At 70.1% G+C, this 21,987-nt stretch carries 19 protein-coding genes and 1 pseudogene; 4 read left to right on the plus strand and 16 right to left on the minus strand.

All coding sequences use genetic code 11. The features are described from left to right. Window positions 1–5: 5 nt before the first annotated feature. On the plus strand, window positions 6–392 hold the full coding sequence (locus AB0F44_RS03430; RefSeq protein WP_357352656.1) for a nuclear transport factor 2 family protein: 387 nt from the start codon (window positions 6–8) through the stop codon (window positions 390–392). Window positions 393–397: 5 nt separating this feature from the next. Here AB0F44_RS03430 and AB0F44_RS03435 read toward each other — a convergent pair whose 3' ends face one another. Then, window positions 398–709 (minus strand): hypothetical protein, encoded by a 312-nt coding sequence (locus AB0F44_RS03435; protein ID WP_357352657.1) that lies wholly within the window; start codon window positions 707–709, stop codon window positions 398–400. Window positions 710–784: 75 nt separating this feature from the next. After that, entirely contained in the window at window positions 785–1,402 is a 618-nt protein-coding gene (locus tag AB0F44_RS03440; protein ID WP_357352659.1) for a TetR/AcrR family transcriptional regulator, read from the minus strand. Between the two features lie 85 nt (window positions 1,403–1,487). Here AB0F44_RS03440 and AB0F44_RS03445 point away from each other — a divergent pair, with 85 nt between their 5' ends. Next, window positions 1,488–3,716, plus strand: coding sequence for an MMPL family transporter (locus AB0F44_RS03445; RefSeq protein WP_357352661.1), 2,229 nt, complete (start codon window positions 1,488–1,490; stop codon window positions 3,714–3,716). A 5-nt stretch (window positions 3,717–3,721) separates the two neighbouring features. On the opposite strand, the gene AB0F44_RS03450 is transcribed toward AB0F44_RS03445, so the two are convergent. From AB0F44_RS03450 to AB0F44_RS03490, 9 genes and pseudogenes are all read right to left on the minus strand, one after another. Then, window positions 3,722–4,981 carry a PHB depolymerase family esterase gene (locus AB0F44_RS03450; protein WP_357352663.1) on the minus strand — a complete coding sequence of 420 codons (1,260 nt, stop codon included), beginning with the start codon at window positions 4,979–4,981 and terminating at the stop codon, window positions 3,722–3,724. Between the two features lie 134 nt (window positions 4,982–5,115). Continuing rightward, window positions 5,116–5,739, minus strand: a complete 624-nt coding sequence (locus AB0F44_RS03455; protein ID WP_357352665.1) for a flavin reductase family protein — start codon at window positions 5,737–5,739, stop codon at window positions 5,116–5,118. A gap of 186 nt (window positions 5,740–5,925) precedes the next feature. Continuing rightward, on the minus strand, window positions 5,926–6,900 hold the full coding sequence (locus AB0F44_RS03460; protein ID WP_357352667.1) for a hypothetical protein: 975 nt from the start codon (window positions 6,898–6,900) through the stop codon (window positions 5,926–5,928). 38 nt (window positions 6,901–6,938) lie between these two features. Further along, the gene (locus tag AB0F44_RS03465; protein WP_357352718.1) at window positions 6,939–7,415 is read right to left on the minus strand and encodes a DUF6508 domain-containing protein; all 477 of its coding nucleotides are present in this window, start codon (window positions 7,413–7,415) and stop codon (window positions 6,939–6,941) included. Next, window positions 7,395–7,871, minus strand: a pseudogene (locus AB0F44_RS03470) (O-acetyl-ADP-ribose deacetylase); the annotation flags it as partial. The pseudogene AB0F44_RS03470 and the gene AB0F44_RS03465, both read right to left, overlap by 21 nt. Continuing rightward, window positions 7,868–10,327 carry a non-ribosomal peptide synthetase gene (locus AB0F44_RS03475; protein WP_357352669.1) on the minus strand — a complete coding sequence of 820 codons (2,460 nt, stop codon included), beginning with the start codon at window positions 10,325–10,327 and terminating at the stop codon, window positions 7,868–7,870. The gene AB0F44_RS03475 and the pseudogene AB0F44_RS03470, both read right to left, overlap by 4 nt. Next, window positions 10,324–11,361: an ABC transporter ATP-binding protein gene (locus tag AB0F44_RS03480; RefSeq protein WP_357352671.1), complete on the minus strand. Its 1,038-nt coding sequence runs from the start codon at window positions 11,359–11,361 to the stop codon at window positions 10,324–10,326. Before AB0F44_RS03480 ends, AB0F44_RS03475 begins: the two co-directional genes overlap by 4 nt. Further along, window positions 11,358–12,899: an iron ABC transporter permease gene (locus AB0F44_RS03485; protein WP_357352672.1), complete on the minus strand. Its 1,542-nt coding sequence runs from the start codon at window positions 12,897–12,899 to the stop codon at window positions 11,358–11,360. The genes AB0F44_RS03480 and AB0F44_RS03485 overlap by 4 nt, the downstream gene beginning before the upstream one ends. Window positions 12,900–12,904: 5 nt before the next feature. Continuing rightward, entirely contained in the window at window positions 12,905–13,909 is a 1,005-nt protein-coding gene (locus AB0F44_RS03490; protein WP_357352674.1) for an iron ABC transporter substrate-binding protein, read from the minus strand. Between the two features lie 205 nt (window positions 13,910–14,114). On the opposite strand from AB0F44_RS03490, the gene AB0F44_RS03495 reads away from it, so the two are divergent. Further along, window positions 14,115–15,497, plus strand: coding sequence for a cytosine permease (locus tag AB0F44_RS03495; RefSeq protein ID WP_357352676.1), 1,383 nt, complete (start codon window positions 14,115–14,117; stop codon window positions 15,495–15,497). Window positions 15,498–15,536: 39 nt separating this feature from the next. Here the strand turns inward: AB0F44_RS03495 and AB0F44_RS03500 are convergent, their stop codons facing one another. Genes AB0F44_RS03500 through AB0F44_RS03520 form a run of 5 tightly spaced genes read right to left on the minus strand, consistent with a single transcriptional unit; the run spans window position 15,537 to window position 20,184 of the window. Next, the gene (locus AB0F44_RS03500; RefSeq protein ID WP_350665232.1) at window positions 15,537–16,454 is read right to left on the minus strand and encodes a LysR family transcriptional regulator; all 918 of its coding nucleotides are present in this window, start codon (window positions 16,452–16,454) and stop codon (window positions 15,537–15,539) included. Between the two features lie 20 nt (window positions 16,455–16,474). Further along, the gene (locus AB0F44_RS03505) at window positions 16,475–17,923 is read right to left on the minus strand and encodes an aspartate ammonia-lyase (protein WP_357352678.1); all 1,449 of its coding nucleotides are present in this window, start codon (window positions 17,921–17,923) and stop codon (window positions 16,475–16,477) included. Continuing rightward, window positions 17,920–19,059 (minus strand): M20 family metallopeptidase, encoded by a 1,140-nt coding sequence (locus tag AB0F44_RS03510; RefSeq protein WP_357352680.1) that lies wholly within the window; start codon window positions 19,057–19,059, stop codon window positions 17,920–17,922. The genes AB0F44_RS03505 and AB0F44_RS03510 overlap by 4 nt, the downstream gene beginning before the upstream one ends. A gap of 4 nt (window positions 19,060–19,063) precedes the next feature. Then, window positions 19,064–19,732: a DUF1028 domain-containing protein gene (locus AB0F44_RS03515; protein WP_357352682.1), complete on the minus strand. Its 669-nt coding sequence runs from the start codon at window positions 19,730–19,732 to the stop codon at window positions 19,064–19,066. Next, entirely contained in the window at window positions 19,729–20,184 is a 456-nt protein-coding gene (locus AB0F44_RS03520) for a RidA family protein (protein WP_357352684.1), read from the minus strand. The genes AB0F44_RS03515 and AB0F44_RS03520 overlap by 4 nt, the downstream gene beginning before the upstream one ends. Window positions 20,185–20,352: 168 nt before the next feature. Between AB0F44_RS03520 and AB0F44_RS03525 the strand changes: the two genes are divergently transcribed. After that, complete coding sequence (locus AB0F44_RS03525; RefSeq protein ID WP_357352686.1) at window positions 20,353–21,612, plus strand: NAD(P)/FAD-dependent oxidoreductase; 1,260 nt, start codon at window positions 20,353–20,355, stop codon at window positions 21,610–21,612. Window positions 21,613–21,987: the final 375 nt, after the last annotated feature.

Below are 21,987 nucleotides of genomic sequence, written 5' to 3' on the forward strand. Positions count from 1 at the left end.
CCCAGATGACCACCTTCCGTGAGGCGATCGAGGCCAAGGACGTGGACGCCGTGGAGGCGATGCTCGCCGACGACGTCGTGTTCACCAGCCCGGTCGCGTTCAAGCCCTACCCCGGCCGGGCGATCACCGCAGCGATCCTGCGCGCCGTGGTGAAGGTGTTCGAGGACTTCACCTACGTACGCGAGATCCACGACGGCGTCCACCACGCCTACGAGTTCACCGCCAAGGTCGACGGCCTCGACCTCAACGGCTGCGACTTCCTCACCTACGACGAGGAGGGCCGGATCGTCGACTTCAAGGTGATGGTCCGCCCGCTGCGTGCCGCCGAGGCCCTCGCCACCCGGATGGGCGAGCAGTTCGAGGAGATCAAGGCCGCCGCCATGCAGGGCTGACGCTGTCAGTCGACGGGTCGTCCCTGCCGCCGCTCCTCGAGCCGCTGCTGCGCCTCGGGCAGGAACTTCAGGCACGGGGCGTCCGCCTCGGGATGCTTCTGCGTCAGGTGGAAGATCCATCGGTCCATGGCTGCCATGAAGCCGTTGTCCTCACCGGCGCGATAGGTCGCCCACTTGATCCTGTCCCTGACGACGCACTCCGTGCAGGTGATCTTGTAGACGAACTGCTCCTGCGCGTCGAGGTCGATCCTCACCGTGGCCAGGGGCCCGGCCTGCGAGGCTGCCTTCCGCTCACGAGCTGACCTGCTCGCTGTCATGCTGCACCTCGTTCTGTTCGGGAGACGAAGCCTACGTCAGCCACCCCGGACGGTCCGCCTCGGAGCGGCACAGGTTCAGGCGCGAGTGAGATAGCCGGTCAACGCAGTGCGGAGCTCGGCCGTGAGCGCATCGCGGGTTGCCGGTTCGGGAGCCTCGGTGATCAGGGGCATCATGCTGCGAACGATCTGGATCGCGACGGTGGCGATGCGGTCGACGTCTGCCGGGTCGCGCTCGGTCATGAACCGTGCGATCAACGTCGCGACCGTCTGGTGCATCGCCTGCTGGACCGGGGCGACGGCATCGCGCATGTCGGCCGGGAGGTCAGATCGTGCGAAGAGGGCCTTGAACCCGGGGTGAGCGAGATTGAACTCGACCAGCGGACCGATCACGGCGTCGATCGAGGCCTCGATCGACGCCTCCTGGCCGAGGTCCATGATCCTTTGGCGCATACCGGAGAGCTCTCCGGCGTAGTGCTCGCTGAGCGCGCGGGCGATGTCGGCCTTGCTGCTGAAGAACTGATAGAGCGAGCCCGGCGAGATCCCGGCCTCGGCCGCGATCGCGTTGGTCGTCGCCCCCTCCGGTCCTCGTTCGGCGAAGACCACCGCGGCGGCACGCACGATCTCGCGCATTCGCTCCTCCCCGCGCGCCTGCCGCTTGCGGCGTGTCCGGATCGGGCCCACAGGATCGGTCATCTCGCCCTTCCCTTGAATATGCGAGTAGATGCTCGTATCTTTATCGCGAGCATCTACTCGTAAAACTATCAGGGAGAGCGCGACCATGGTCGAGCCGATCCGCGAATACGCCCCCACTACCTCCACCGCGCCGGCACTCCGCTCGACCTGGCTGGCGAGCCTGGGCCGCGTTGTCGCCCGTCGTCCCGGATGGATCCTCGGCATCGCGATCAGCGCGTTGCTCGTTCTCGGGTTCGTCGCCTCCGGGGCGATGTCATCGTTCGTACTGTCTCGATGGGAGGTGGCGGGCACCGAGTCGGTGGCGGCGCAGGACGAGCTCGCCGAGCGCTTCGGCACCGGCACGGCGAACGTCATCCTGCTCGTCGAGGCGACCGGCGGATCGGTCGATGATCCCTCGGTCGAGCGGGAGGCCATGGCCGTCTCCGCCGAGCTCGCCGAGGAGCCGCGGGTGGCGGAGGTCTGGTCCTACTGGTCGACCGGAATGGACCCGTCCATGCGCAGCGACGACGCTGGCTCCGCGGTCGTTCTCGCCCACGTCGCCGGCGACGCCACGAGTGCGCGCGAGGTGATCGCCGAGCTGATCCCCGCCTACACGATCCACGGCGAGACGATCGACGTACGCGTGGCCGGCGGAGAGGCAGCATCGACTCAGATCAGCGAGCAGGCAGCGCTCGACTTCGTGCGCGCCGAGCTGATCATCCTTCCGCTGATGCTCGTCCTGCTGCTGATCATCTACCGCCGGCTCAGCTTCGCGCTGCTGACCCTCGCCGTCGGTGTCTTCGCCGTGGTCGGCACGCTGGCCGGACTCCGCGCCCTGACCGGCGTGACCGAGATAGCCTCGTTCGCCGCGAACATCACCCTGGTGATGGGCATCGGCCTGGGCGTCGACTACAGCCTGTTCGTGATCTCTCGATTCCGCGAGGCCCTCGGCGCAGGGCGGTCGGTGTCGGAGGCTCTGGCCGAGACCCTGGACACCGCCGGACGTACGGTGATCTTCAGCGGTCTGACGGTCGCGGCAGCGATGTCGATGCTGTTCTTCCTGCCGTACGACTTCCTGCGCTCCTTCGCATGGGCCGGCGTCCTCACCGTCCTCGCGGCGGGCATCGGTGCCATCGTCGTTCTCCCGGCCGCGCTCGCAGTCATCGGCGCGCGAATGACCCGGCGCGGTCGCACGCTCCCAGCCTCGAGGCCGATCGAGTCCGGGCGCTGGTACCGGCTGGGGCAACGGGTGATGGACCGTCCGCTCGCCTGGGGCGGGATCGCGCTGATCTGCCTGATCGCGCTCGCCGCGCCCGCGGCGGGGGTGCAGATCGGAGTCCCCGACGACCGCGTACTCCCTCCAGGTCATTCCGTACGCGACACCTACGACGAGCTGCGGGCAGGTTTCTCGGCCGAACCCAACGACGCTCTACAGGTCATCAACACCGGGCCCGCCGCGGCACCCCAGGACATCGTCGCGTACGCCATCGACCTCTCCACCGTGGACGGGGTCGTGCAGGTCAACTCCCCCGCCGGGGTCTTCGCCGACGGCACCCGCATCGCCACAGCACCCGACCGCCTCGACCAGGCCGACGGGCAGCGTCTCGAGGTGGTCCCGTCACGCGCTGCGCTCGACGCCGGTGTCCCGTCCGAGCTCGTCGACCAGGTGCGTACCCTGGACAGTCCCTTCACCGAGCAGGTGGTCGGCGGTGACCCGGCGGAGCTGGTCGACTTCCGCGACGCGCTGATGGAGCGGCTCCCACTGGTCGGCGTCCTGATCCTGGCGGTCACCTTCGTGCTGCTGTTCCTGTTCAGCGGCAGCCTGCTGATCCCGCTGAAGGCAGTGCTCCTGAACATGGTGAGCATCGCTGTGATGTTCGCGGTGCTCACCGTCGTCTTCCAGAACGGGCTGTTCGCCGACCTCCTCGGCTTCACCCCGATCGGCACCCTCGATCCCGCGTTCCCGATACTCATGTTCTGCGTCGTCTACGGGCTGTCGATGGACTACGAGGTGTTCATGGTCTCCCGCATCCGCGAGGAGTACGACCGAACCGGGGACAATCGACAAGCCGTGCTCCTCGGCCTGCAACGCTCCGCCCCGCTGATCACCGCAGCCGCCGTCACCCTTGCGGCCTCCTTCGCCGTCTACGCCTCCGGCGAGGTCATGTATCTGAAGATGATCGGCATCGGTACGGCCGTGGCCATCCTCGTCGACGCCACGATCATCCGCGGCGTCCTCGTCCCGGCAGCCATGCGGCTGGGCGGCAGCGCCAACTGGTACCTGCCGCCCTGGCTCAACCGCATCTTCGGCCGCCTCAGGCTCCGTGAATCGTGACCCGCTCAGCAGGCGGTGACCACGTCGAAGCGGCCGCCCGCCGACTCCTGGAGGGTCGTCACGGTGGCGTCGCCCTGTCCCAGGTAGTCCTCCGAGACGTTCGCGTAGAAGGGGTTGTAGGGGTTGGTGCCGTAGGAGTGGGCACGCCCGGCGGCCTCGTGCTGGGCGTTGGTCGCCGCTCCGCAGTAGAGGCCCGGCTCTGTCGGCGGGTCGGTGGGCTCCTCCGTCGGCGGGTCGGTGGGCTCGGCGCCCCGCTCGACCCGGCGGTTGTTGTCGAAGAAGAAGTCCGTGACGTACGCCGGGTAGTCGATCGAGTTCGTCGTGACGTACGAGCCACCGGGGCCGCTGCCTGCCGGCCAGTTGTGTCCCATCCCGGTGTTCTGGATCAGGGACACGCGCGGACCGCTGCCGTCCGACCACAGCGTGCCGGAGCCGGTGGTGTTGTTGCCGGCCAGGCCCGACAGGGAGAAGGACGACTGCGACCCGGCACCGTAGATCCCGGCCATGACCTGCGCGTTCAGGGTGTTGTAGCCGGGGGCGACGGTGGTGTCGTTGGAGCCGTAGATCACCGAGGTGACCTGGCTGCCGAATCCCGACGAGGCGGAGCCCGCGAAGGTCCGGCAGGTGTTGGTGACCTGTGACTGCGTCACCGCCACGGACCCGATCTGCCCCGACGTCGTCCCGACCGACGGGCCGGCGTTGATCCCGATCCCGGCGAACACGTCGGGTGCGAGGCAGCCCATCACCATCGTCTCGCCGCCGCCCGAGGACAGCCCGGACAGATAGACCTGGTCAGGATCGATGTCCAGGGCCGGGTCGGCGAGCAGGTCGCTGACCAACTGGAGGAGGTTGTCGTCGTGCCGCCCCGGCGAGGTCCGGGAGTGGTTGCTGTCGTAGTAGTCCCAACAGCCGAGGAGTACGCCGCCGTTCGGCGCCGCCGGGATCGCCACGACCATCCCGCGCGCATCCGCGGTCGCCGCCCAATTGCCGCCGTCACGCAGGGCGGCCGATGTCTGGACGCAGCCGTGCAGGTTGACCATGAGCGCACGCCCGGTGCCGAGCGTCGGAGCGGTGCTGGGGACGTACAGCTGGGTGGTCATCCCGCCCGCCGTCCTCGCCGACCACGTGCCGGCGGCGGCCGCGGGTTCGACGGGTGGCGCTACCGCGATGGCCGCTCCGACGGCCAGCGCCAGGCCGAGGCCCGCGAGTGCGGCGCCGATCCGTTGCTGCCGAAGCCTGGACGAGATCCGAAACCCGAGACCCATGACCGATCCTCCTGAGCGAGACCAGCCCGCCGCCGCCCGGCAGGCAGACCGACCGTAGATGTGACGCCCGCCACAGGTCTATGTCGGCCCGGACCACAATCCGGTGCTCGGCTGTATCGATCCGGCGCCGCCGCTCACCGGTAGAGCTCCTCGTCGATGCTCGCCAGCCGCGACGGGTGGACCCGCTCCCCCAGCCCGTAGAACTGCTGGAAGCTCATCACCAGCGGCCGCCACCGATCAGGATCGATCCGGTGGGCGTGGCCGTCGAGGCGCAGCTCCGGTGCGACCCGCACCGCAGTCACCGAGACCTCCACGGCGACCAGTTTCGGCTCACCGAGCTCGTGGAGCGCCGCCACCGTCCCCTCGATGTGCACCGGGCACTCCGCCACCGACGTCGGCAGTACCGTGTCGGAGCCGTACGGCGTCAGGCCCGCATGCGCGTACTTGTCGGACACGTGCACATACCCGCGCTCGGCCTTCGCCGCCGACATCGCCGCATTGCCCGTGGTCAGCGCGAGCCGGTCGACCTGGGTGACCAGGTCGACGCTCGGAAGGTTGAGCACGATCTCCGGCCGCTCCCTCACATTGCGCGCCGTCTGCGACGACCCGCCGATCCCTAGGACCGCCGTACGTCCCAGCCAGAAGACCGACGACATCGGCATCAGGTTCGTGGTGCCGTCCTCATTGAGAGTGGAGAGCAGTACCACCGGCGTACCGAAGTAGAGGATGGCCGGATCGATGTCGACATGCGTACCCATGCCTCGAAACTAGGGCGCCTCACCGGCGACTTCCGGCGGGTATCCGACGGCGCAGTCACGGACGACGGGTGAACCGAATCGTGCCATCCGGTAGTCAGGTCAAAACCTGTCTTGCGGTAAGCGAACGGCATCGTCTCTGTGGACGGTAAGTGGCGTCATCTCGACAAGCTCGACCGGTGCAGCAGGTCAGGGCGGTCCGCAGCCAGCTGCAATCGCGATCTCAGTGACCATCGCCCGAAGGTCCGCGACAGGCAGCGGCTTCTGCGTAACGCCCGCGGCACCGATCGTTGCGATCGTGCCACCACCGTCGACGTCCGGCCCCAGATCACATGCCCAGAACGCGCTCGCGGCGCGGCCGCCGCCATCGACGTACGCCTGGCCGCCGGCGACCGCGAACGAGTTCTTCAGCGCGCTGATCCGCCGGTGCTCACCCTCCCAGTCGTCCTGCTCGACCGATGCCGCAGCCACGACGCTGCCCACTTCCCCGCCTACGCTGTCGGTGACGACGGCACAGGTCCAACTTCCCCGATCCTCGAGAGGCAACGGCTCGGGGTCAGCCCCTCTGAACAGCCTGGTGCCGAGCACCGACGCGACGTGGCGGGTGCTCATCCCACAGGCGGTCTGCTCGGCGTACGTCTCGAAAGGTCCGTCCAACGGATCGGCGTCGCAGCCGGCGGCATACTCCGCCGCCGCTCCGAGCACCTTCTCGAACGCCTTCGCCGACCCTCCGACCTCGGAGGAGGCCCAGACGGAAACCGCCGATACGCCCGGCCAGTACCGCGAACACACCCATTTGCCCTCGAAGCTGCCATCGACTTGGGCGTAACCGGCGCGTCCCTTGTTGACCGTCAGACGATGCGGGCTCGACGCAATGGCCCGGAGGCGTATCGGCCAGGTGGAAGCGTCATCGGAGTGCAGGCTGAACTCGAGCTCACCGGCCTCCGAACCGGCACCTCCGACGAGCGCTGAGCACCGCCGCCCGAAGCCGTAGCGCTCCACGAACCGGTCCGTGCCGAACAAGTCTTCGACCAAGTCTGTCGAGATGCCACACACCGTGGCCTTCTCGTAGTGGGGCGTCAGGCCGCTGAACCATTTCCAGACGCCGCCTCCCACTACGAGCAGTGCGACTACAACACCGACGACGACAACACGAGTGCTCACAGCATTCCCTTCGTTCCCGAGACAAGGGTCTTGGCCTCTCAGCGCTCAGTCTCACACCACGTACGCAACCGAGCGACGATCGCGTCGATGGACCCGTCCTGAAGAGCATGCCCGAAGACACCGTCGTTGAACCGTTCGCCCCGGGTGTAGACCGTGGCCAGACGGGCAGCGTCGGCGAACGGCGCGGTGGCGAGCAGCGAGGGGTCGGAGAGAAGCGGATTGCCCCGCATCCACTTCATCCAGTCGATCGAAGCCCCCGGGAGCGAGCGGTAGAGCTGACGGACCCGGTCGCTGTAGGCGGGATACGGCGCCTGGATCGCGCCGCTCTCAGTCTTCTGGCCGCCACCCCAGGCGAAGTCACGGTCCTGGGCCGTCAGCGCATCAGCGGCCGAGAAGGCCTTGAGCCACGTCGCTTCCGGCACACTCCGCAGCTCGGTCTCGACCTGGGCATCGGAGGGATCGAGCGCCTCGCGGGCGCGGTCGAAGGTGTCGTACGCCTTCTGGTCGAAGAGCACGACACGCACCTCGTCGACCGAGGTCGGAGTCCGGGCGAGGGTCCACAGGGAGACGTACGCGGCCTCGTCGAGCGGGTAGTGGTAGACGCCGGTGGAGATCGCAGGGAACGCCACCGTGCGCGCCCCGAGCTCGTCGGCGACGCGGAGCGACTCACGGAAGCACGAGGTCAGTAGGGCGACGTTGTCCTGGCCGTCGGTGTACACCGGCCCGACCGTGTGGATCACCCACCGCGCCGGGAGATCGCCGGCGGTCGTCGCGACCGCCTGCCCTACGGGCAAGCCACCACTGAAGTCACCCGCCCGCAGCCGCCGGCACTCCTCGAGGATCGCTGGGCCGCCTCGCCGGTGGATCGCCCCGTCCACCCCTCCCCCGCCCAGCAGCGAGGAGTTGGCGGCGTTCACGACCGCGTCGACCTGCTGTTCGGTGATGTCCTCGCGTACGACCGTGATCCTCACGCGGTCAATCTAGCGAGCCGGGATCTAGGGACTCGGGCTCGGGCGACCCAGGCCGCCGGGCCGAGCGCGGCGGCCACACCGGCCGCGATGGAGGCGAGGACGCCCAGCCACCCCAGCCCGGCGGCCTCGAGACCGGGATAGATCTGCCAGTGGACGAGGTAGATCCACAGCGACGACGCAGCGAGCACGGCGGCGAGCCGGGCGAGCGGCCAGGGCAGCAGGGGCGGCCACGGGACCAGCAGGACGAGGATGCCGAGGGCAACGGTCGCCTCGCGGACGGGGTCGCCGAAGAAGCCGTACGTCGCCACCACGACCGTCATCGCGACGAGCACCCGCTGCCACGGCCGCTGTGCCTCGGCCGCCGCCCATCCCAGCGCGAGGCACCACAGCACGCAGCCGATCGTGTAGCGCTCGGTCGCACCGGCCTCGATGCCGACCCACAGGTACCGCACCGCGAGGGTCGCACCCACCACCACGAGAGCCGCGCCGAACCGGTGGCGCCGCTGCCATCGGTCGAGGACGGGCACCAGGAGCAGGAGGGCGATCCCGGCGAAGGACCAGGTGATGACCTCCAGGAACCACAGCTGCCAGTCGCGGGTCCACTCGTCGCTGCCGAACGCCTGGTTGAGCCCCAGGGCGGTCGGCCAGTGGTAGCGGTCGCTGACCAGGGCCACCGCGACCACCCAGAGTGCGGCCGGGAGCGCGACCGCGGCGGCACCCCGTAGCAGGCGGCGCGCGCGCAGGGTTCGGGTGGGAGCGGTGAGCCCGAAGCGGGCGAGGTTGAAGCCGGCCACCGCGAGCAGGATGTGGGCGCCGCCGAGGAGGGTCCAGACGTCGGCGTGGCTGCCGACGATGGCGACGATGGCCACCGCGCGCAGCAGCACCGGTGTCTCGACCGGCCGCAGCCACCGCCGCGGACTCCGCGCGCTCGCGGCGAGCTCGGCGATGCTTCGGTGCTGCCAGCCGGAGGGCAGGGTGCCGAGCCGCTCGCCGAGCTGGGTGGCGATCTCGACGAAGGAGAGCGAGTCGCCGCCGAGCGAGACGAAGCTGTCGGCCACGGTCGCGTTCGGGCGCCTCAGCACCGTGGCATAGACCGTACGCAGCGCCTCGGCGTCCGCTCCCTCCGCCAGCCCGGCATCTGGTGGCCCGGCCGCGTCCGCCACGCTGGCCCAGGCGTTGAGGGTGGCGTAGTCGACCTTGCCGTTCGGCGTACGCGGCACCTCGTCGATCCGGTGGACCTGGACCAGCGCGCGTGGCAGCGCCACGATGCCGTCCACGAGCGCCGGCAGCCGGTCGGCGGACCCCGGATCGTCGGTGAACAGGTGCAGGCGGCCACCCGGAGCGACGGCACGCGTCGACCCGAGCTCGGACTCGATCCGGTCGAGGTCGATGCGCAGCCCGAGGATCTTGCCGAACCGACTGCTCCGGCCGGTGATCTCCCACAGCCCGTCGTCGGCCTGACGGGCGAGATCGCCGGTGCGGAGCTCGGTGAGCTCGGGGCCGCGGGCGAGATCGGCGACGCTCTCGGCGTACCCCATCATCACGTTCGGCCCGGTGTAGACCAGCTCGCCTACGGGACCGTCCACGGGATCGAGACGGAAGTGCCCGCCGGGGATCGGGATACCGATCGCCTCGGGCCGGCTCGCGGCGAGGGCCGGCGGTAGGTAGGCCATCCGGGCGGTGGCCTCGGTCTGGCCGTACATCACGACCAGGTCCCATCCACGCGACTCCCCCAGCGCGGCATAGCGACGGACCGTCTCGGGCGGCATCTTGCCGCCGGCCTGGGTGATGTAGCGCAGCGAGGGCAACGAGCGCTCGGCGAACCCCGAGGTGTCGAGCAGGTCGAAGGTGTAGGGAACGCCCGCGAACGAGGTGGCGCCGTGACGCGCCGCGACGTCCCAGAAGCACTCGTCGGCGACCGAGAGATCGGTGAGGATCACCGCGGCCCCCACGCTCAGGTGTGAGTTGAGCACCGAGAGGCCGTAGCAGTAGTGCAGCGGCAGCGAACTCATCGCCCGGTCGGCGGAGGTGAGCCCGAGGTACGCCGCGATGCTGGCGGCGTTGGCGGTCAGGTTGTCCCTGGAGAGCCGGACCAGCTTCGGCGACCCGGTCGACCCCGAGGTCGACAGCAGCAGCGCGAGGTCGGGATGGAGATCAGCCCTGCCATCGAACGCCGCCCGGTAGCGCGTCCGCAGCTCGGCGTGATCACCACCCGGCGGCGTCAGCAGCACCGGACGACGAGCGGCGAGCGCGGCCAGGTAGCCGATCACCGAGTCCAGGTCGTTGCCCGCCTCGAGCAACACGACCCCGCGGGCGGAACCGTACGCGGCCGCCCGGTCCATCACCGCCTGCTCCAGCTCCGCGTAGGTCAGCGTCGTCTCGTCGGTGATGACCGCCGGGTCCCCGGGCCGCCCCTTCAGGAGCAAATGCGCACCGGTCGCGATCGTGGAGCTCATCGCGCGTCCCCGGTATAGCCGACCAGCGGCCCGACGACCTCGAGGGCGACCGTGGCTCCGATGTCCGGGATCCCGGTGCCCGGGACCCGGGCGGTCACGCGTACGTCATCGCTCAGCCGCACGCGGATGGTGGCGTCGTGGCCGAAGAAGGAGACCTCCTCGACGACGCCCTTGCTGCCGGAGGTGGCGTCGACCGAGACCTGCACCTGCTCCGCGCGAACGACCAGTGTCACCGGCCCGGCGGGCTGCGGCGTGATGAGCGCGACCTCGCCGAGCGGCGAGTCGACCCGCCCGTCGCCGCCGACCTCACCGGGAAGCAGCGTCGCCGAGCCGAGGAAGGCCGCGACCCCGGGATGCTCGGGCGTCAGATAGACGTCCACCGCCGAGCCGACCTGCAGGAAGCGCCCGGCGGCCATGACGGCCACCTGGTCTGCCAGCGAGAGCGCCTCGCCCTGGTCGTGGGTGACCAGCAGCGCTGCCGCGCCGGCCGTACGCAGCGCCCGCACGACCGCGCGCCCGGACTCCTCGCGCAGCCCTGCGTCGAGCGAGGAGAAGGGTTCGTCGAGGAGCACCAGGCGGGGCCGGGGTGCGAGCGCGCGGGCCACGGCGACCCGCTGCTGCTGGCCGCCGGAGAGCTCGTGGGGATGCCGATCGGCCAGCTCGGCCGGCAGCTCGAGCAGCCGGAGCAGCTCGGCCACGCGGTCCTGCCGCTCGGCACGGGCCACGTTCCGGCGCAGCCCGAAGGCGATGTTGCCGCCGACGTCGAGGTGCGGGAAGAGCGCGCCCTCCTGGGGGACGTACCCGATCCCGCGGCGGCGCGGCGCCAGCCCGGCGACCGGGCGACCGCCGATCCTGATCTCGCCCGCGGTCGGCGTCATGAACCCCGCCACGCACCGCAGCAGGGTCGTCTTGCCGCAGCCCGAGGCACCGAGGACGGCGGTCACGCCGCCCTCGACGGTCAGGTCGAGCCCGTCGAGCACCTGGCGCCGACCGTGTCCGGCCCGCAGCCCGCTCACCTCCAACGCCGCGGTCATCGGGCCACCCCTCTCGAGGAGCGACCCAGCAGGATCGTCGCCGGCATCGCGAGGAGCACCAGCGCGAGCGCGTAGGGCGCGGCGGCGCCGTAGGCGACCGAGGACGCCTCACTCCAGAACTCGGTGGCCAGCGTCGTGGTCCCGATCGGGGCCAGCAGCAGCGTCGCGGTCAGCTCCGTGGAGACCGCGAGCGCGACCATCGCGGTCGCCGTCGCCAGCCCGGGCAGGAGGAGCGGCAGGGTCACCCGGCGCATCACCCCGGCCCGGGTCAGCCCCAGGCTGAGCGCCACCTCCTCCAGCCGCGGCGGCACCAGCTCCAGAACCCCGCGCACGGCGACCAGCGCGCGTGGCAGGAACAGGATGACGTACGCCGCCACGAGCAGCGGCACCGTCTGATAGAGCCCGGGCAGCCAGCCGATGGCGACGGTGACCAGGGCGAGCGCGACGACCACACCGGGCAGCGCGCTGGTGACGTACGTAACCCGCTCGACGCCCAGCGACCAGCTCGTCCGACGGCGGACGGCCTGCCACACGACCGGCACCGCGGCGGCCGTCGCGACGACTCCGGCGACGGCGGCCAGCGCGACGCTGGTGCCGGCAGCAGGCAGCAGACGGCTCAGGTCGAGCTCGGCCGAGGCACCCCGGACCAGCCAGCGCACCAGGCTCGCCGCCGGAAGTCCGACGGCCAGCGCGACGAAGACCCCGAGGGCGACGACCACCGGCACGGTCCCCCGCCCCAGCCGCAGCCGGGTCGTGGGGCGGGCGGTGCCGCTCCCGACGCGGGCGCGCCGGGCAGGACCACGGATCAGCATCTCCAGGGCCAGCAGCCCCAGACAGGCAAGCAGCAGCACGCCGGCCAGCAGGGTCGCCGCCGGCCCGTTGAAGGCAGTGCCGTACTGCTGCAGGATCGCGGTCGTCAGGGTCGGGTAGTTGAGCAGCTGGAGCGCGCCGTACTCGGCCAGCAGGTGCAGCCCGACCAGGAGCGCGCCACCCAGCACCGCCGGCGCGACGGTCGGCAGGACCACGCGGAGGAACACCTCCCGCGGCCGCCGCCCGAGCACCGCCGCGACCTCCTCCAGCGATGGGTCGAGGCGGCGCAGGGCTGCCACCGTGGGCAGGTAGACCAGCGGATAGTAGGAGAGCGAGACGACCAGCACCGCCCCGAGATAGGACTGGACCGCATGGGTCGTGGCGACCCACGCGTAGCCGTTGACGAAGGCCGGGATGGCCAGCGGCGCGCACAGCGCGCCGTGCCACCAACCGGACAGGGGCAGGGAGGTCCGCTCGACCACCCAGGCGCCGCAGACCCCGAACACCACCGAGAGCGCGACCCCGCCGACCAGCAGCCTGCCGGTGTTCCACAGCAGCTCGCCGATACGCGGGCGGACCAGGAAGTCGTACGCCTCCGCCGGCCCCAGCGAGGCGGTCGACCACACGACGTACGCCACCGGAAGCAGGCAGGCCGCAGCGATCGCGCCGGCCACCGCCGGCATCAGCCACCTCCCGGAGGAGCCGGCCGGAAACGTGCCGAGATGCACGCTGCTCAGAGGAACCCGGCTTCCGTCATCATGTCGACCACGGCGTCGCTGTCGAGGTCGGAGATCGCGACCGCGGGCGGGGCGAGCTCGGAGAACTTCTTGACCGGCGGGTCGAGCTGCACCTCCGGGTTCAGCGGGTACTCCAGCGCGTAGCTGTCGGCCAGCCCCTGCTGCCCGGTCTTGCCGGTGAGGTAGCCGACGAACTTCTCCGCATCCGTCTTGTGCTTCGCCGAGGCCAGCACCCCCGCACCGGAGACGCTCACGAAGGCGCCCGGGTCCTGGTTGCCGAAGAAGTGGAGCTTCGAGCTGTCGCTGACCTCACCGGACTCGGCCTGATCGCGATACCAGTAGTAGTGGTAGATGACGCCGACCGGCACCTCACCCGCGTTGACCGACTCCAGCACGACGTTGTTGCCGTCGTAGACGGTGCCGTTGGCCTTGATCCCCTCCAGCCACTTCTTGGTGGCCGCCTCGCCCTCGGTGGCCAGGACCCCGGCGACGATCGCCTGGAAGTCGGCGCCGGTCGGCGAGAAAGAGATCTTGCCCTTCCACTCCGGCTTGGCCAGGTCGAGCAGCGAGGCGGGCAGCTCGGCCTCGGTGATCTGGTCGGTGTTGTAGACCAGCACGGTGGAGCGGGCGACGAACCCGGTCCAGGCGTTGCTCTCCGGTCGGTACTGCTGCGGGATCGGCGCGGTCACGTCATCGGGCAGGGTCGCCAGCAGGCCCTCCCGCTCGACGGCGGCCATCGCCGGGGAGTTCTCAGTGAGGAAGACGTCGGCCGGCGACTTCTTGCCCTCCGCGACCAGCTGCGCGGCGAGCTCGAGGTCCTTGCCGTTGCGCAGCTCGACGTCGATCCCCGTCTCCTTCTCGAACGCCGGCACCAGCTCCTCCATGAGCTGCTCGTGCTGGGCGTTGTAGACGACGAGCGCGTCGTCGGAGGAACAGGAGGTGAGCGTTGCCCCGAGGAGGGCAACCGAGACCGAGACCACAACAGCTGAGATAGGCTTCACGGCCGTCCTTTCAATTGGTAAGCCTCACCTTAGAAAGGTTTACCTAAGAACGCGAGCACAGGAGTGTGACGGTTTGGGTTCGCGCTCGACGTCGATCCGGAGTGCATCGGTTTTGCCGATGTCTTACGCCAAAAGGATTCGTTTGCCAGAGGATCAGGCGAGTCACGACGATGGTGGGGCGCCTCACACCCTTTGGAGAATGACCATGTCTGACCAGCCAGTCGTCGAGAAGCACACCATCGGCTACGTCCCACCCGAGGACCGCCATGGCAAGGTGCGCGACCTCTTCACCCTGTGGTTCGGGACCAACATCGCTCCCCTGCCCGTCGTCACCGGTGCCGCCGGCGTCACCGTCTTCGGCCTCGACCTGTTCTGGTGCGTCGTCGCCATCGTGGTCGGCCACCTCGTGGGCGGCGTCTTCATGGCGCTGCACTCGGCCCAGGGCCCGCAGATGGGCATCCCGCAGATGATCCAGAGTCGCGGCCAGTTCGGCTCCTACGGGGCGCTGATCGTCGTGGTGATCGCGGCCGTGATGTACCTGGCCTTCTTCGCCTCCAACATCGTCCTCGCCGGCCAGTCGCTGCACGGCATCGCCGACCCGATCCCGGTCGAGGCAGGCATCGTCCTCGGCGCGCTCGGGTCCGGACTGATCGCGGTGATCGGTTACAAGGTGATCCACTCGCTCAACAAGGTCGCCACCTGGGTCCTCGGCATCGGCATCGTGCTCGGCACCGTCGCGATCTTCGTCTCCGGCCTGCCCGCGGGCTTCTGGACGCAGGGCGGCTACAGCACCGCCGGCTTCCTCGCGACGGTCTCGCTGGGCGCTCTGTGGCAGATCGCGTTCGCGCCGTACGTCTCGGACTACTCGCGCTACCTGCCGGCCGGTGTCGGGGTGAAGGCGACCTTCACCGCCACCTACCTCGGCTGCACCCTCGGCTCGATCCTGCCGTTCGTCTTCGGTGCGATCGTGGCCCTGGCGATGAAGCCGGGCATCGAGGTCATGACCGGGGTGCGCGACACCACCGGTGCGTTCGGTACGCCGCTGCTCGTCCTCTTCCTGCTCTCGGTGATCAGCCACAACGCGCTCAACCTCTACGGCACCGTGCTCTCGGTCATCACCTGCGTGCAGACGTTCGTCGCGTCCTGGATTCCGACCGCCCGCAGCCGCGTGGTGCTGTCGCTGGTGGTGATGGCTGCCTCGACGTACTTCGCCATCGGCGTCTCCGGCAACTTCATCTCGTACTTCGTCGACATCGTGCTCGCGCTGCTCGTCGTGCTGGTCCCGTGGACCGCGATCAACCTGATCGACTTCTACCTGATCCACCGCGGCAACTACGACCTCGACTCGATCTTCGCGGCCGACGGCGGCATCTACGGCCGCTTCAACGGGCAGGCGATCCTCGCCTACGTGATCGGCATCCTCGTCCAGATCCCGTTCATGGCCACACCGCTCTACACCGGGCCGGTCGCGGACAAGCTCGGCGGCGCCGACCTGAGCTGGATCATCGGCCTGGTCGCCACCGCGCCGATCTACTACCTGCTCGCGCGCGGCCGCAAGCTCGCACCGAGCGAGATGGCGATCGCCTGAGGAACCCTCAGCCACCGGCTCACCGGCGGGGAGGTCGCGTCAGCGGCCTTCCCGCCGTCGCGCTGCTCGGCCCGAGGAGCGGACGAACGCCTGGGCGCGGGCGGTGAGGCGTACGCCCTTCATCGAGGCCAGCACGACCTCGAGGGGCTCGACCTCGTCAGTGATCTCGAGAGTCACGATCTGGGCGCCGTCGTACGTCGTGTCGCTGGCCGGGCGCTGGTTGAGGACCGACCATCCCTGACCGTTGGCGACCATCGCCCGGACGGTCTCGAAGCCGGCGCTGCGGTGGCGGATCTGCGGGCGGAAGCCGGCCGACTCGACGAGCCGCTCGAAGTACTGGCCGCTGTGTGGCAGGTCCAGGAGCACCATCGGCTCCTCCTCGAGCTCGGCGAGCGCGACCTTCTTGCGGCGCGCCAGCCGGTGGCCCTTGCCGATGAGGACGTACGGCGCCGCGAGGCCGACCCGGACGTGGTCGATGTCGTCGTCGAGGTCGTAGCCGTACATGAGCGCCAGCTCGCAGCTGCCCGAGCGCAGCGCGTGCTTGAGGGCAGCGTGCTCGTCCTCGACGACGGAGACGTGGATGCCGGGGTGGTCCTGCTCGCAGGCGGCCAGCAGCCGCGGCAGCTCGAAGGGGCCCAGGGTGGTGAAGCAGCCGATGGCGAGGTCGCCGACGAGCGCTTGGCCGGCGGAGCGCGCGACCTCGACCAGCTCGCTGGTGTGGACGAGGTAGCTGCGCAGCTCGCGGAAGAACTCCTCGCCTGCCGCCGTCAGGGTCAGGCCGCGTGCGTGGTGGCGCAGCAGCAGCTGGACGCCGAGCTCCTTCTCGAGCTGGGCGACGGCCGTCGAGACGGCCGACTGCGAGACCACGAGCTGCCGCGACGCGGCGGTCATGCTGCCCAGCTCCGCAGCCGCGGCGAAGTAGCGCAGCTGGGTCAAGGTGAAGGACGGCTCGGCCATGCGAGCCATCCTGCCCGAAGTCACTCTCGTTTGGCCCCGTTGGCGCCGTCGACGCCGGTTGCGTCGAGGTTCGCGAGCGTCTCGGGACGGAGCAGCGCGTCGAGCACCGCCGGGTCGAGACCACCGGCGGCAAGAGCCAGATCCCGTACGTCACCCCCGCCGCTCAAGGCGGCCTTGGCGATCTCGGCGGACCGCGCGTAGCCGAGCAGCGGGGTCAGGGCGGTGGCGAGGCCGGCGTTGCCGGCAGCAGCGGCGGCGAGCTTGGCGGCGTCGACGGTGATCCCGTCGACGCACAGCTCTCGCAGCGAGTCGAAGGCCGCGGCGGTCCAGGTGAATCCCTGGAGCAGTCCGTGCGCCATCACCGGCTCGAACGCGTTGAGCTGGAGCTGGCCGCCCTCGGCGGCCATGGTGACGGTGAGGTCGTTACCGATCACCCAGAAGGCGACCTGGTTGACCATCTCCGGGATGACCGGGTTGACCTTGCCGGGCATGATGCTCGACCCCGCCTGGCGGGCGGGGAGCTGGAGCTCGCCGAGCCCGGCCTGCGGTCCGGAGCTGAGCAGGCGGAGGTCGTTGCAGATCTTGGACGCCTTGACGACGATCCGCTTCAGCACGCTGGAGACCTGCACGAACGCGCCGGTGTCGCTGGTCGCCTCGACGAGGTCGCCCGCGCCGACCACCGGCAATCCGGTGATCTCGGCGAGGTGCTGGACAGCGAGCCGCCGGTAGTCGGGATGCGCGGTTATCCCGGTGCCGATCGCGGTGGCGCCGAGGTTGATCTCGCACAGCAGCACCCGCGAGTCGGCCAGCCGGGCCAGCTCCTCGCGCAGGGTGATGGCGAAGGCGCCGAGCTCCTGGCCGACCGTCATCGGGACGGCGTCCTGGAGCTGCGTACGGCCGATCTTGGGGACCGCGCGGAACTCGGCCGCCTTGCGGGCGAACGAGTCGGCGAGGGCCTCGGTGGCCTCGGCCAGGCGGTCGATCGCCCCGACCAGGGCGAGCCGGACGGCGGTCGGGTAGACGTCGTTGGTCGACTGGCAGCGGTTCACGTGGTCCAGCGGGTGGATCTCGTCGTAGCTGCCGTACGGCAGGCCGAGGATCTCGAGCGCGCGGTTGGCGACTACCTCGTTGGCGTTCATGTTGGTCGAGGTGCCGGCGCCGCCCTGGATCACGTCGACGACGAACTGGTCGTCGAGGGCGCCGTCGCGGACCTCTTGCGCTGCGGCCGCGATCGCGCCGTGGCGACGGTCGTCGAGCAGGCCGAGCTCGTGGTTCGCGCGGGCGGCGACGAGCTTGACCGCGCCGAGCGCGGCGACGAGCGAGCGGTGGCTCCCGACCGTCGTGCCGCTGATCGGGAAGTTCCGCAGCGCGCGGGCGGTGTGCACGCCCCAGTAGGCGGCCGCCGGGACCTCGAACGGGCCGAGGGAGTCGTGCTCGGTGCGGGTGGCCGGCGCATCGACGGTGGTCATCGTGCGCTGGCCTCCTCGGCGACATCCAGCGCGGTCCAGGCCAGCGCGGTAGCTGCGTCGAGGAGCGCCTTCTCGGCGTCCCCGCCGACGCAGTGCGCGGCGAACTCGGGCTGGTGGTTGAGAGCGGTCCCGGAGTTGATGCCGACGTAGGGATGGATCGCGTTCACGACCTGGGAGACGTTGCCCAGGTCGGTGGACGCGCGGTTCATCCGGCGAGCGGGGGTCCCCGGGTCGAAGACCCGGCCGATCTCCTCGGCATTGCGCCGGTACGCCGCCAGCGCGGGCGCGAAGGTGCGGAACTCGGCGTACGGCTTGCTCTCCGGCTCGACGGTGAGCTTCGCGCCGGTGGCGAGCGCGCCGGCCTCGAAGCAGCGCCAGACCTTCTCCTCGGTCTCGGCGAGCTGGGCGAGGCTCTCGGCGCGGACGTACCAGCGGCCCTCGGTGCGCGCGGGGATCGCGTTGGGCGCCTCTCCCCCGTTGGTCATCACGCCGTGCACGCGCACGGTCGGCGGCAGCTGCTGGCGGAGCAGGCCGATCGCGACCTGGGCGATGGTGAAGGCGTCGGCGGCGTTGACGCCCTGCTCGGGGTAGGCCGCCGCATGGGCCGCCTTGCCGCGATACTCGACGTGCGAGTGCGACACCGCGAACGGCTCGGCCTCGGCGACGTCGACGGGAGCGGGGTGGGCCATCATCGCGAGGTCCAGGCCGGCGAACGCGCCGCGCTCGAGCAGCTCGATCTTGCCGCCACCGCCCTCCTCCGCAGGGGTGCCGTAGACCTCGATGGTGAGCCCTGCGGCGTCGGCCAGCGGGGCGAGCGCGCGGGCGGCGCCGACGGTGATCGCGGAGATCAGGTTGTGGCCGCAGGCGTGGCCCAGGCCCGGCAGGGCGTCGTACTCGGCGCACAGGCCGAGGCGGAACGGGCCGCTGCCGAAGGTCGCCAGGAACGCGGTCTCCAGACCGAGATATCCCGAAGTGACGGTGAACCCGGCCTCCTCGAGGAACTGCGCGACCCAGCGCGAGGATTTGTGCTCCTCCCAGCCGGTCTCGGGGTTCGCGTGCAGCTGCTCGGAGAGCCGGACGAGGCGCTCGGCGTCGCTGCTGACCGTGGTCGCGGCGTACTGCTTCGAGGTGGTCATCGACTCACTCGTCCCCGGGCACGCCGTAGGACGGGGCGGCGGTGGGGTCGAGGCCGCGGGTCACGTAGTCGTCGCGCTGCGGCATCCAGACCTTCAGCAGGTCGCGGAGGTCCTCGACCGGGCGCTCGCTCCAGTCGACCCGGAGGTCGGTGACCCGCCAGGCGACGTCGCGTACGACGGAGAGGCCCGCCGAGTGCAGGGGTCCGGCCTCGCCGCCCGCGGCCAGCCCGGCCTCCAGGGCGGCCAGGAGCCGCTCTTCCAGGTCCCCGGTCGCGGTCTCGAAGCCCGCGACGACGGCGTCGACGACCTCGGTGCCGGCCAGCAGGTTGCCGGCGGCGACCACCTGTGGCGCGACGGCGTGGTGGTGGATGCCGAGCGACCCGGAGCCGCTGTACGCCGCACCGGCGCCGTCGAGTCCCAGAACGGTGAGCTGGCGATGCTCGATGTGCTCACGGCCCTGGGTGACCGAGGCGAGCGCGGCCCGGGCGTCGAGCCCGGAGGCGAGGGCCTCGAGCAGCTCGGTGCCCAGACGCGGGTCGGTGATGTTCTGCGACGAAGCGCCACCGACGCCGGGGCGCAGGTGTATGCAGCGCGCGGCGACGGCCGGGCTGGAGGAGGTCACGGCGATGCCGACGGCGCCCTTGCCGTCGGTCGCGAGGACGGAGAAGGTCACTTCGCCACCTCGGGGATGACCGCGATCGCGTCGACCTCGACCAGCCACTCCGGGCGGGCCAGGGCGGAGATCACCAGGCCGGTGGAGATCGGGTGCACGCCCTTCGTCCAGCGGCCGATCGTCCGGTAGACCGTCTCGCGGTAGCGCGGGTCGACGATGTAGATGGTGAGCTTGACCAGGTGCTCCATCTCGGCACCGGCCTCCTCGAGCAGCATCTTGATGTTGGCCATCGCCTGCTCGGTCTGCGCCTCGACGTCGCCGATGCCGACCGACTCGCTGGTGTCCAGGTCCTGCCCGATCTGACCGCGTACGTAGACCGTGTTGCCCGCGACGACGGCCTGGCACAGGTCGTTGTCGAGGTTCTGCTCGGGGTAGGTGACGCTGGTGTTGAACGGGCGGATTCGGGTGTGCCCGCCGACGACGATGCTGCTGCTGGGTTTGTTGGTCTCCACGACGACCAGTCCACCTCGTCCCAAAGCATGTGTCCAACAGATGTTTCCAAGGACTATCGTCAATGAAACAGATGCAGTGACGCCGCCCGGGATTGCATCAGTCGATCCGATGGGTAAGGCCAACAACATCTGTTGGACACGAGCAACCCGGCGGCTCAGGATCTGAGTATGTCCAACGAACAGATCGAGGTCCTCGTCGTCGGCGCCGGCCAGGCCGGCGTGGCGATGAGCGAGCACCTGAGCGACAACGGCGTCCCCCATCTCGTGCTGGAGCGTGACCGGATCGCGGAGCGCTGGCGCACGATGCGCTGGGACTCGCTCGTCGCCAACGGCCCGGCCTGGCACGACCGGTTCCCGGGACTGGAGTTCCAGGACATCGACGCGGACGCGTTCGCCACCAAGGACCAGGTCGCCGCCTACTTCGAGGCGTACGCCGAGAAGATCGCCGCCCCGATCAGGACCGGCGTCGAGGTCACCTCGGTGACCCGCAACGAGGGCCGTCCGGGCTTCCGGGTCGAGACCTCCGACGGCGTCATCGACGCCCGGTTCGTCGTCGCGGCGACCGGCCCGTTCCAGCGGCCGGTCTACCCGCCGATCGTCCCCGACGGCGCGGTCGACGTGCAGATGCATTCGAGCGACTACCGCAATCCCGACCAGCTTCCCGAGGGCAACGTCCTCGTTGTCGGCGCCGGCTCCTCCGGCGTCCAGATCGCCGACGAGCTGCAGCGCTCCGGGCGCCAGGTCCACCTCTCGGTCGGCCCGCACGACCGTCCCCCGCGCAGCTACCGCGGCCGCGACTTCTGCTGGTGGCTCGGCGTCCTGGGTCTGTGGGACCTGGAGACCCCGGCCGCCGGCGCGGAGCACGTCACGATCGCCGTCAGCGGCGCCCGCGGCGGCCACACCGTCGACTTCCGTGCCCTCGAGGCGAGCGGGATCCAGCTCGTCGGCATGACCGACACCTACGACGCCGGCACCCTCACCTTCCGTGAGGACCTGGCCGAGAACATCGCCCAGGGCGACGCCAACTACCTCGCCCTCCTCGACGCCGCCGACGAGTACGTCACCCGCAACGGCATCGACCTGCCTGAGGAGCCCGCCGCCCGCGACCTCGGCCCCAGCCCTTCAGCTGCGACAACGCCCTTGCTCTCCCTCGACCTTGCCGAGGCCGGCATCACCACGGTGATCTGGGCGACCGGCTTCGCGACCGACTACGGCTGGCTCCAGGTCGACGCGCTCGACGAGAACGGCCGCCCGGCCCACCGCCGCGGCGTCTCGACCGAGCCCGGCGTCTACTTCGTCGGCCTCCCCTGGCTCTCCCGCCGCGGCTCGTCCTTCATCTGGGGCGTGTGGCACGACGCCAAGCACGTCGCCGGCCACATCGCTACGCAGCGGAGCTACACGGCGTACGACCGGCAGGCGCGCGGCTGATCCACGGTGCTGGTGCCTTGTGCCTGAGTTCCAGCGTGGGTGGGGCCAATACCGGGTTTGGGTTGGGAGATTTAGAAGCAGGGTGTCTGGGTGGGTGCCATTTGGCTGTCTTGCGGGCTTCCAGCAGCGGTCTGGCTTGGGTTTGGGATACCTGTCCCTGATTGGGTCGTCGAGTCTTTCCGTGGCATTGGCTTGCTTAGATGTGGTAGGCTCGGCGCAGGCGTAAACGTGAAGGCCGACCACCTCGAAACGAGGCGTGCCCTATCCATCCGAGACACAACGGGTGTGGGGTAATCCAGGGGAACCAGGGGCGTGAACGCTGAGCTGCGAGGGTAAGTAATAGCCCGTACTCCGGGCCTCCGAGACCAGCGAACC

The organism is Nocardioides sp. NPDC023903 (assembly GCF_040639295.1).
In the GTDB taxonomy this organism is placed as follows: domain Bacteria; phylum Actinomycetota; class Actinomycetes; order Propionibacteriales; family Nocardioidaceae; genus Nocardioides.

Excerpts from the sequence above, each read along its gene's own strand:
- AB0F44_RS03430 (WP_357352656.1), top strand. The coding sequence starts at position 6 with ATGACCACCTTCCGTGAGGCGATCGAGGCCAAGGACGTGGACGCCGTG.
- AB0F44_RS03435 (WP_357352657.1), bottom strand. The coding sequence starts at position 709 with ATGACAGCGAGCAGGTCAGCTCGTGAGCGGAAGGCAGCCTCGCAGGCC.
- AB0F44_RS03440 (WP_357352659.1), bottom strand. The coding sequence starts at position 1,402 with ATGACCGATCCTGTGGGCCCGATCCGGACACGCCGCAAGCGGCAGGCG.
- AB0F44_RS03445 (WP_357352661.1), top strand. The coding sequence starts at position 1,488 with ATGGTCGAGCCGATCCGCGAATACGCCCCCACTACCTCCACCGCGCCG.
- AB0F44_RS03450 (WP_357352663.1), bottom strand. The coding sequence starts at position 4,981 with ATGGGTCTCGGGTTTCGGATCTCGTCCAGGCTTCGGCAGCAACGGATC.
- AB0F44_RS03455 (WP_357352665.1), bottom strand. The coding sequence starts at position 5,739 with ATGGGTACGCATGTCGACATCGATCCGGCCATCCTCTACTTCGGTACG.
- AB0F44_RS03475 (WP_357352669.1), bottom strand. The coding sequence starts at position 10,327 with ATGAGCTCCACGATCGCGACCGGTGCGCATTTGCTCCTGAAGGGGCGG.
- AB0F44_RS03480 (WP_357352671.1), bottom strand. The coding sequence starts at position 11,361 with ATGACCGCGGCGTTGGAGGTGAGCGGGCTGCGGGCCGGACACGGTCGG.
- AB0F44_RS03495 (WP_357352676.1), top strand. The coding sequence starts at position 14,115 with ATGTCTGACCAGCCAGTCGTCGAGAAGCACACCATCGGCTACGTCCCA.
- AB0F44_RS03500 (WP_350665232.1), bottom strand. The coding sequence starts at position 16,454 with ATGGCCGAGCCGTCCTTCACCTTGACCCAGCTGCGCTACTTCGCCGCG.
- AB0F44_RS03505 (WP_357352678.1), bottom strand. The coding sequence starts at position 17,923 with ATGACCACCGTCGATGCGCCGGCCACCCGCACCGAGCACGACTCCCTC.
- AB0F44_RS03510 (WP_357352680.1), bottom strand. The coding sequence starts at position 19,059 with ATGACCACCTCGAAGCAGTACGCCGCGACCACGGTCAGCAGCGACGCC.
- AB0F44_RS03525 (WP_357352686.1), top strand. The coding sequence starts at position 20,353 with ATGTCCAACGAACAGATCGAGGTCCTCGTCGTCGGCGCCGGCCAGGCC.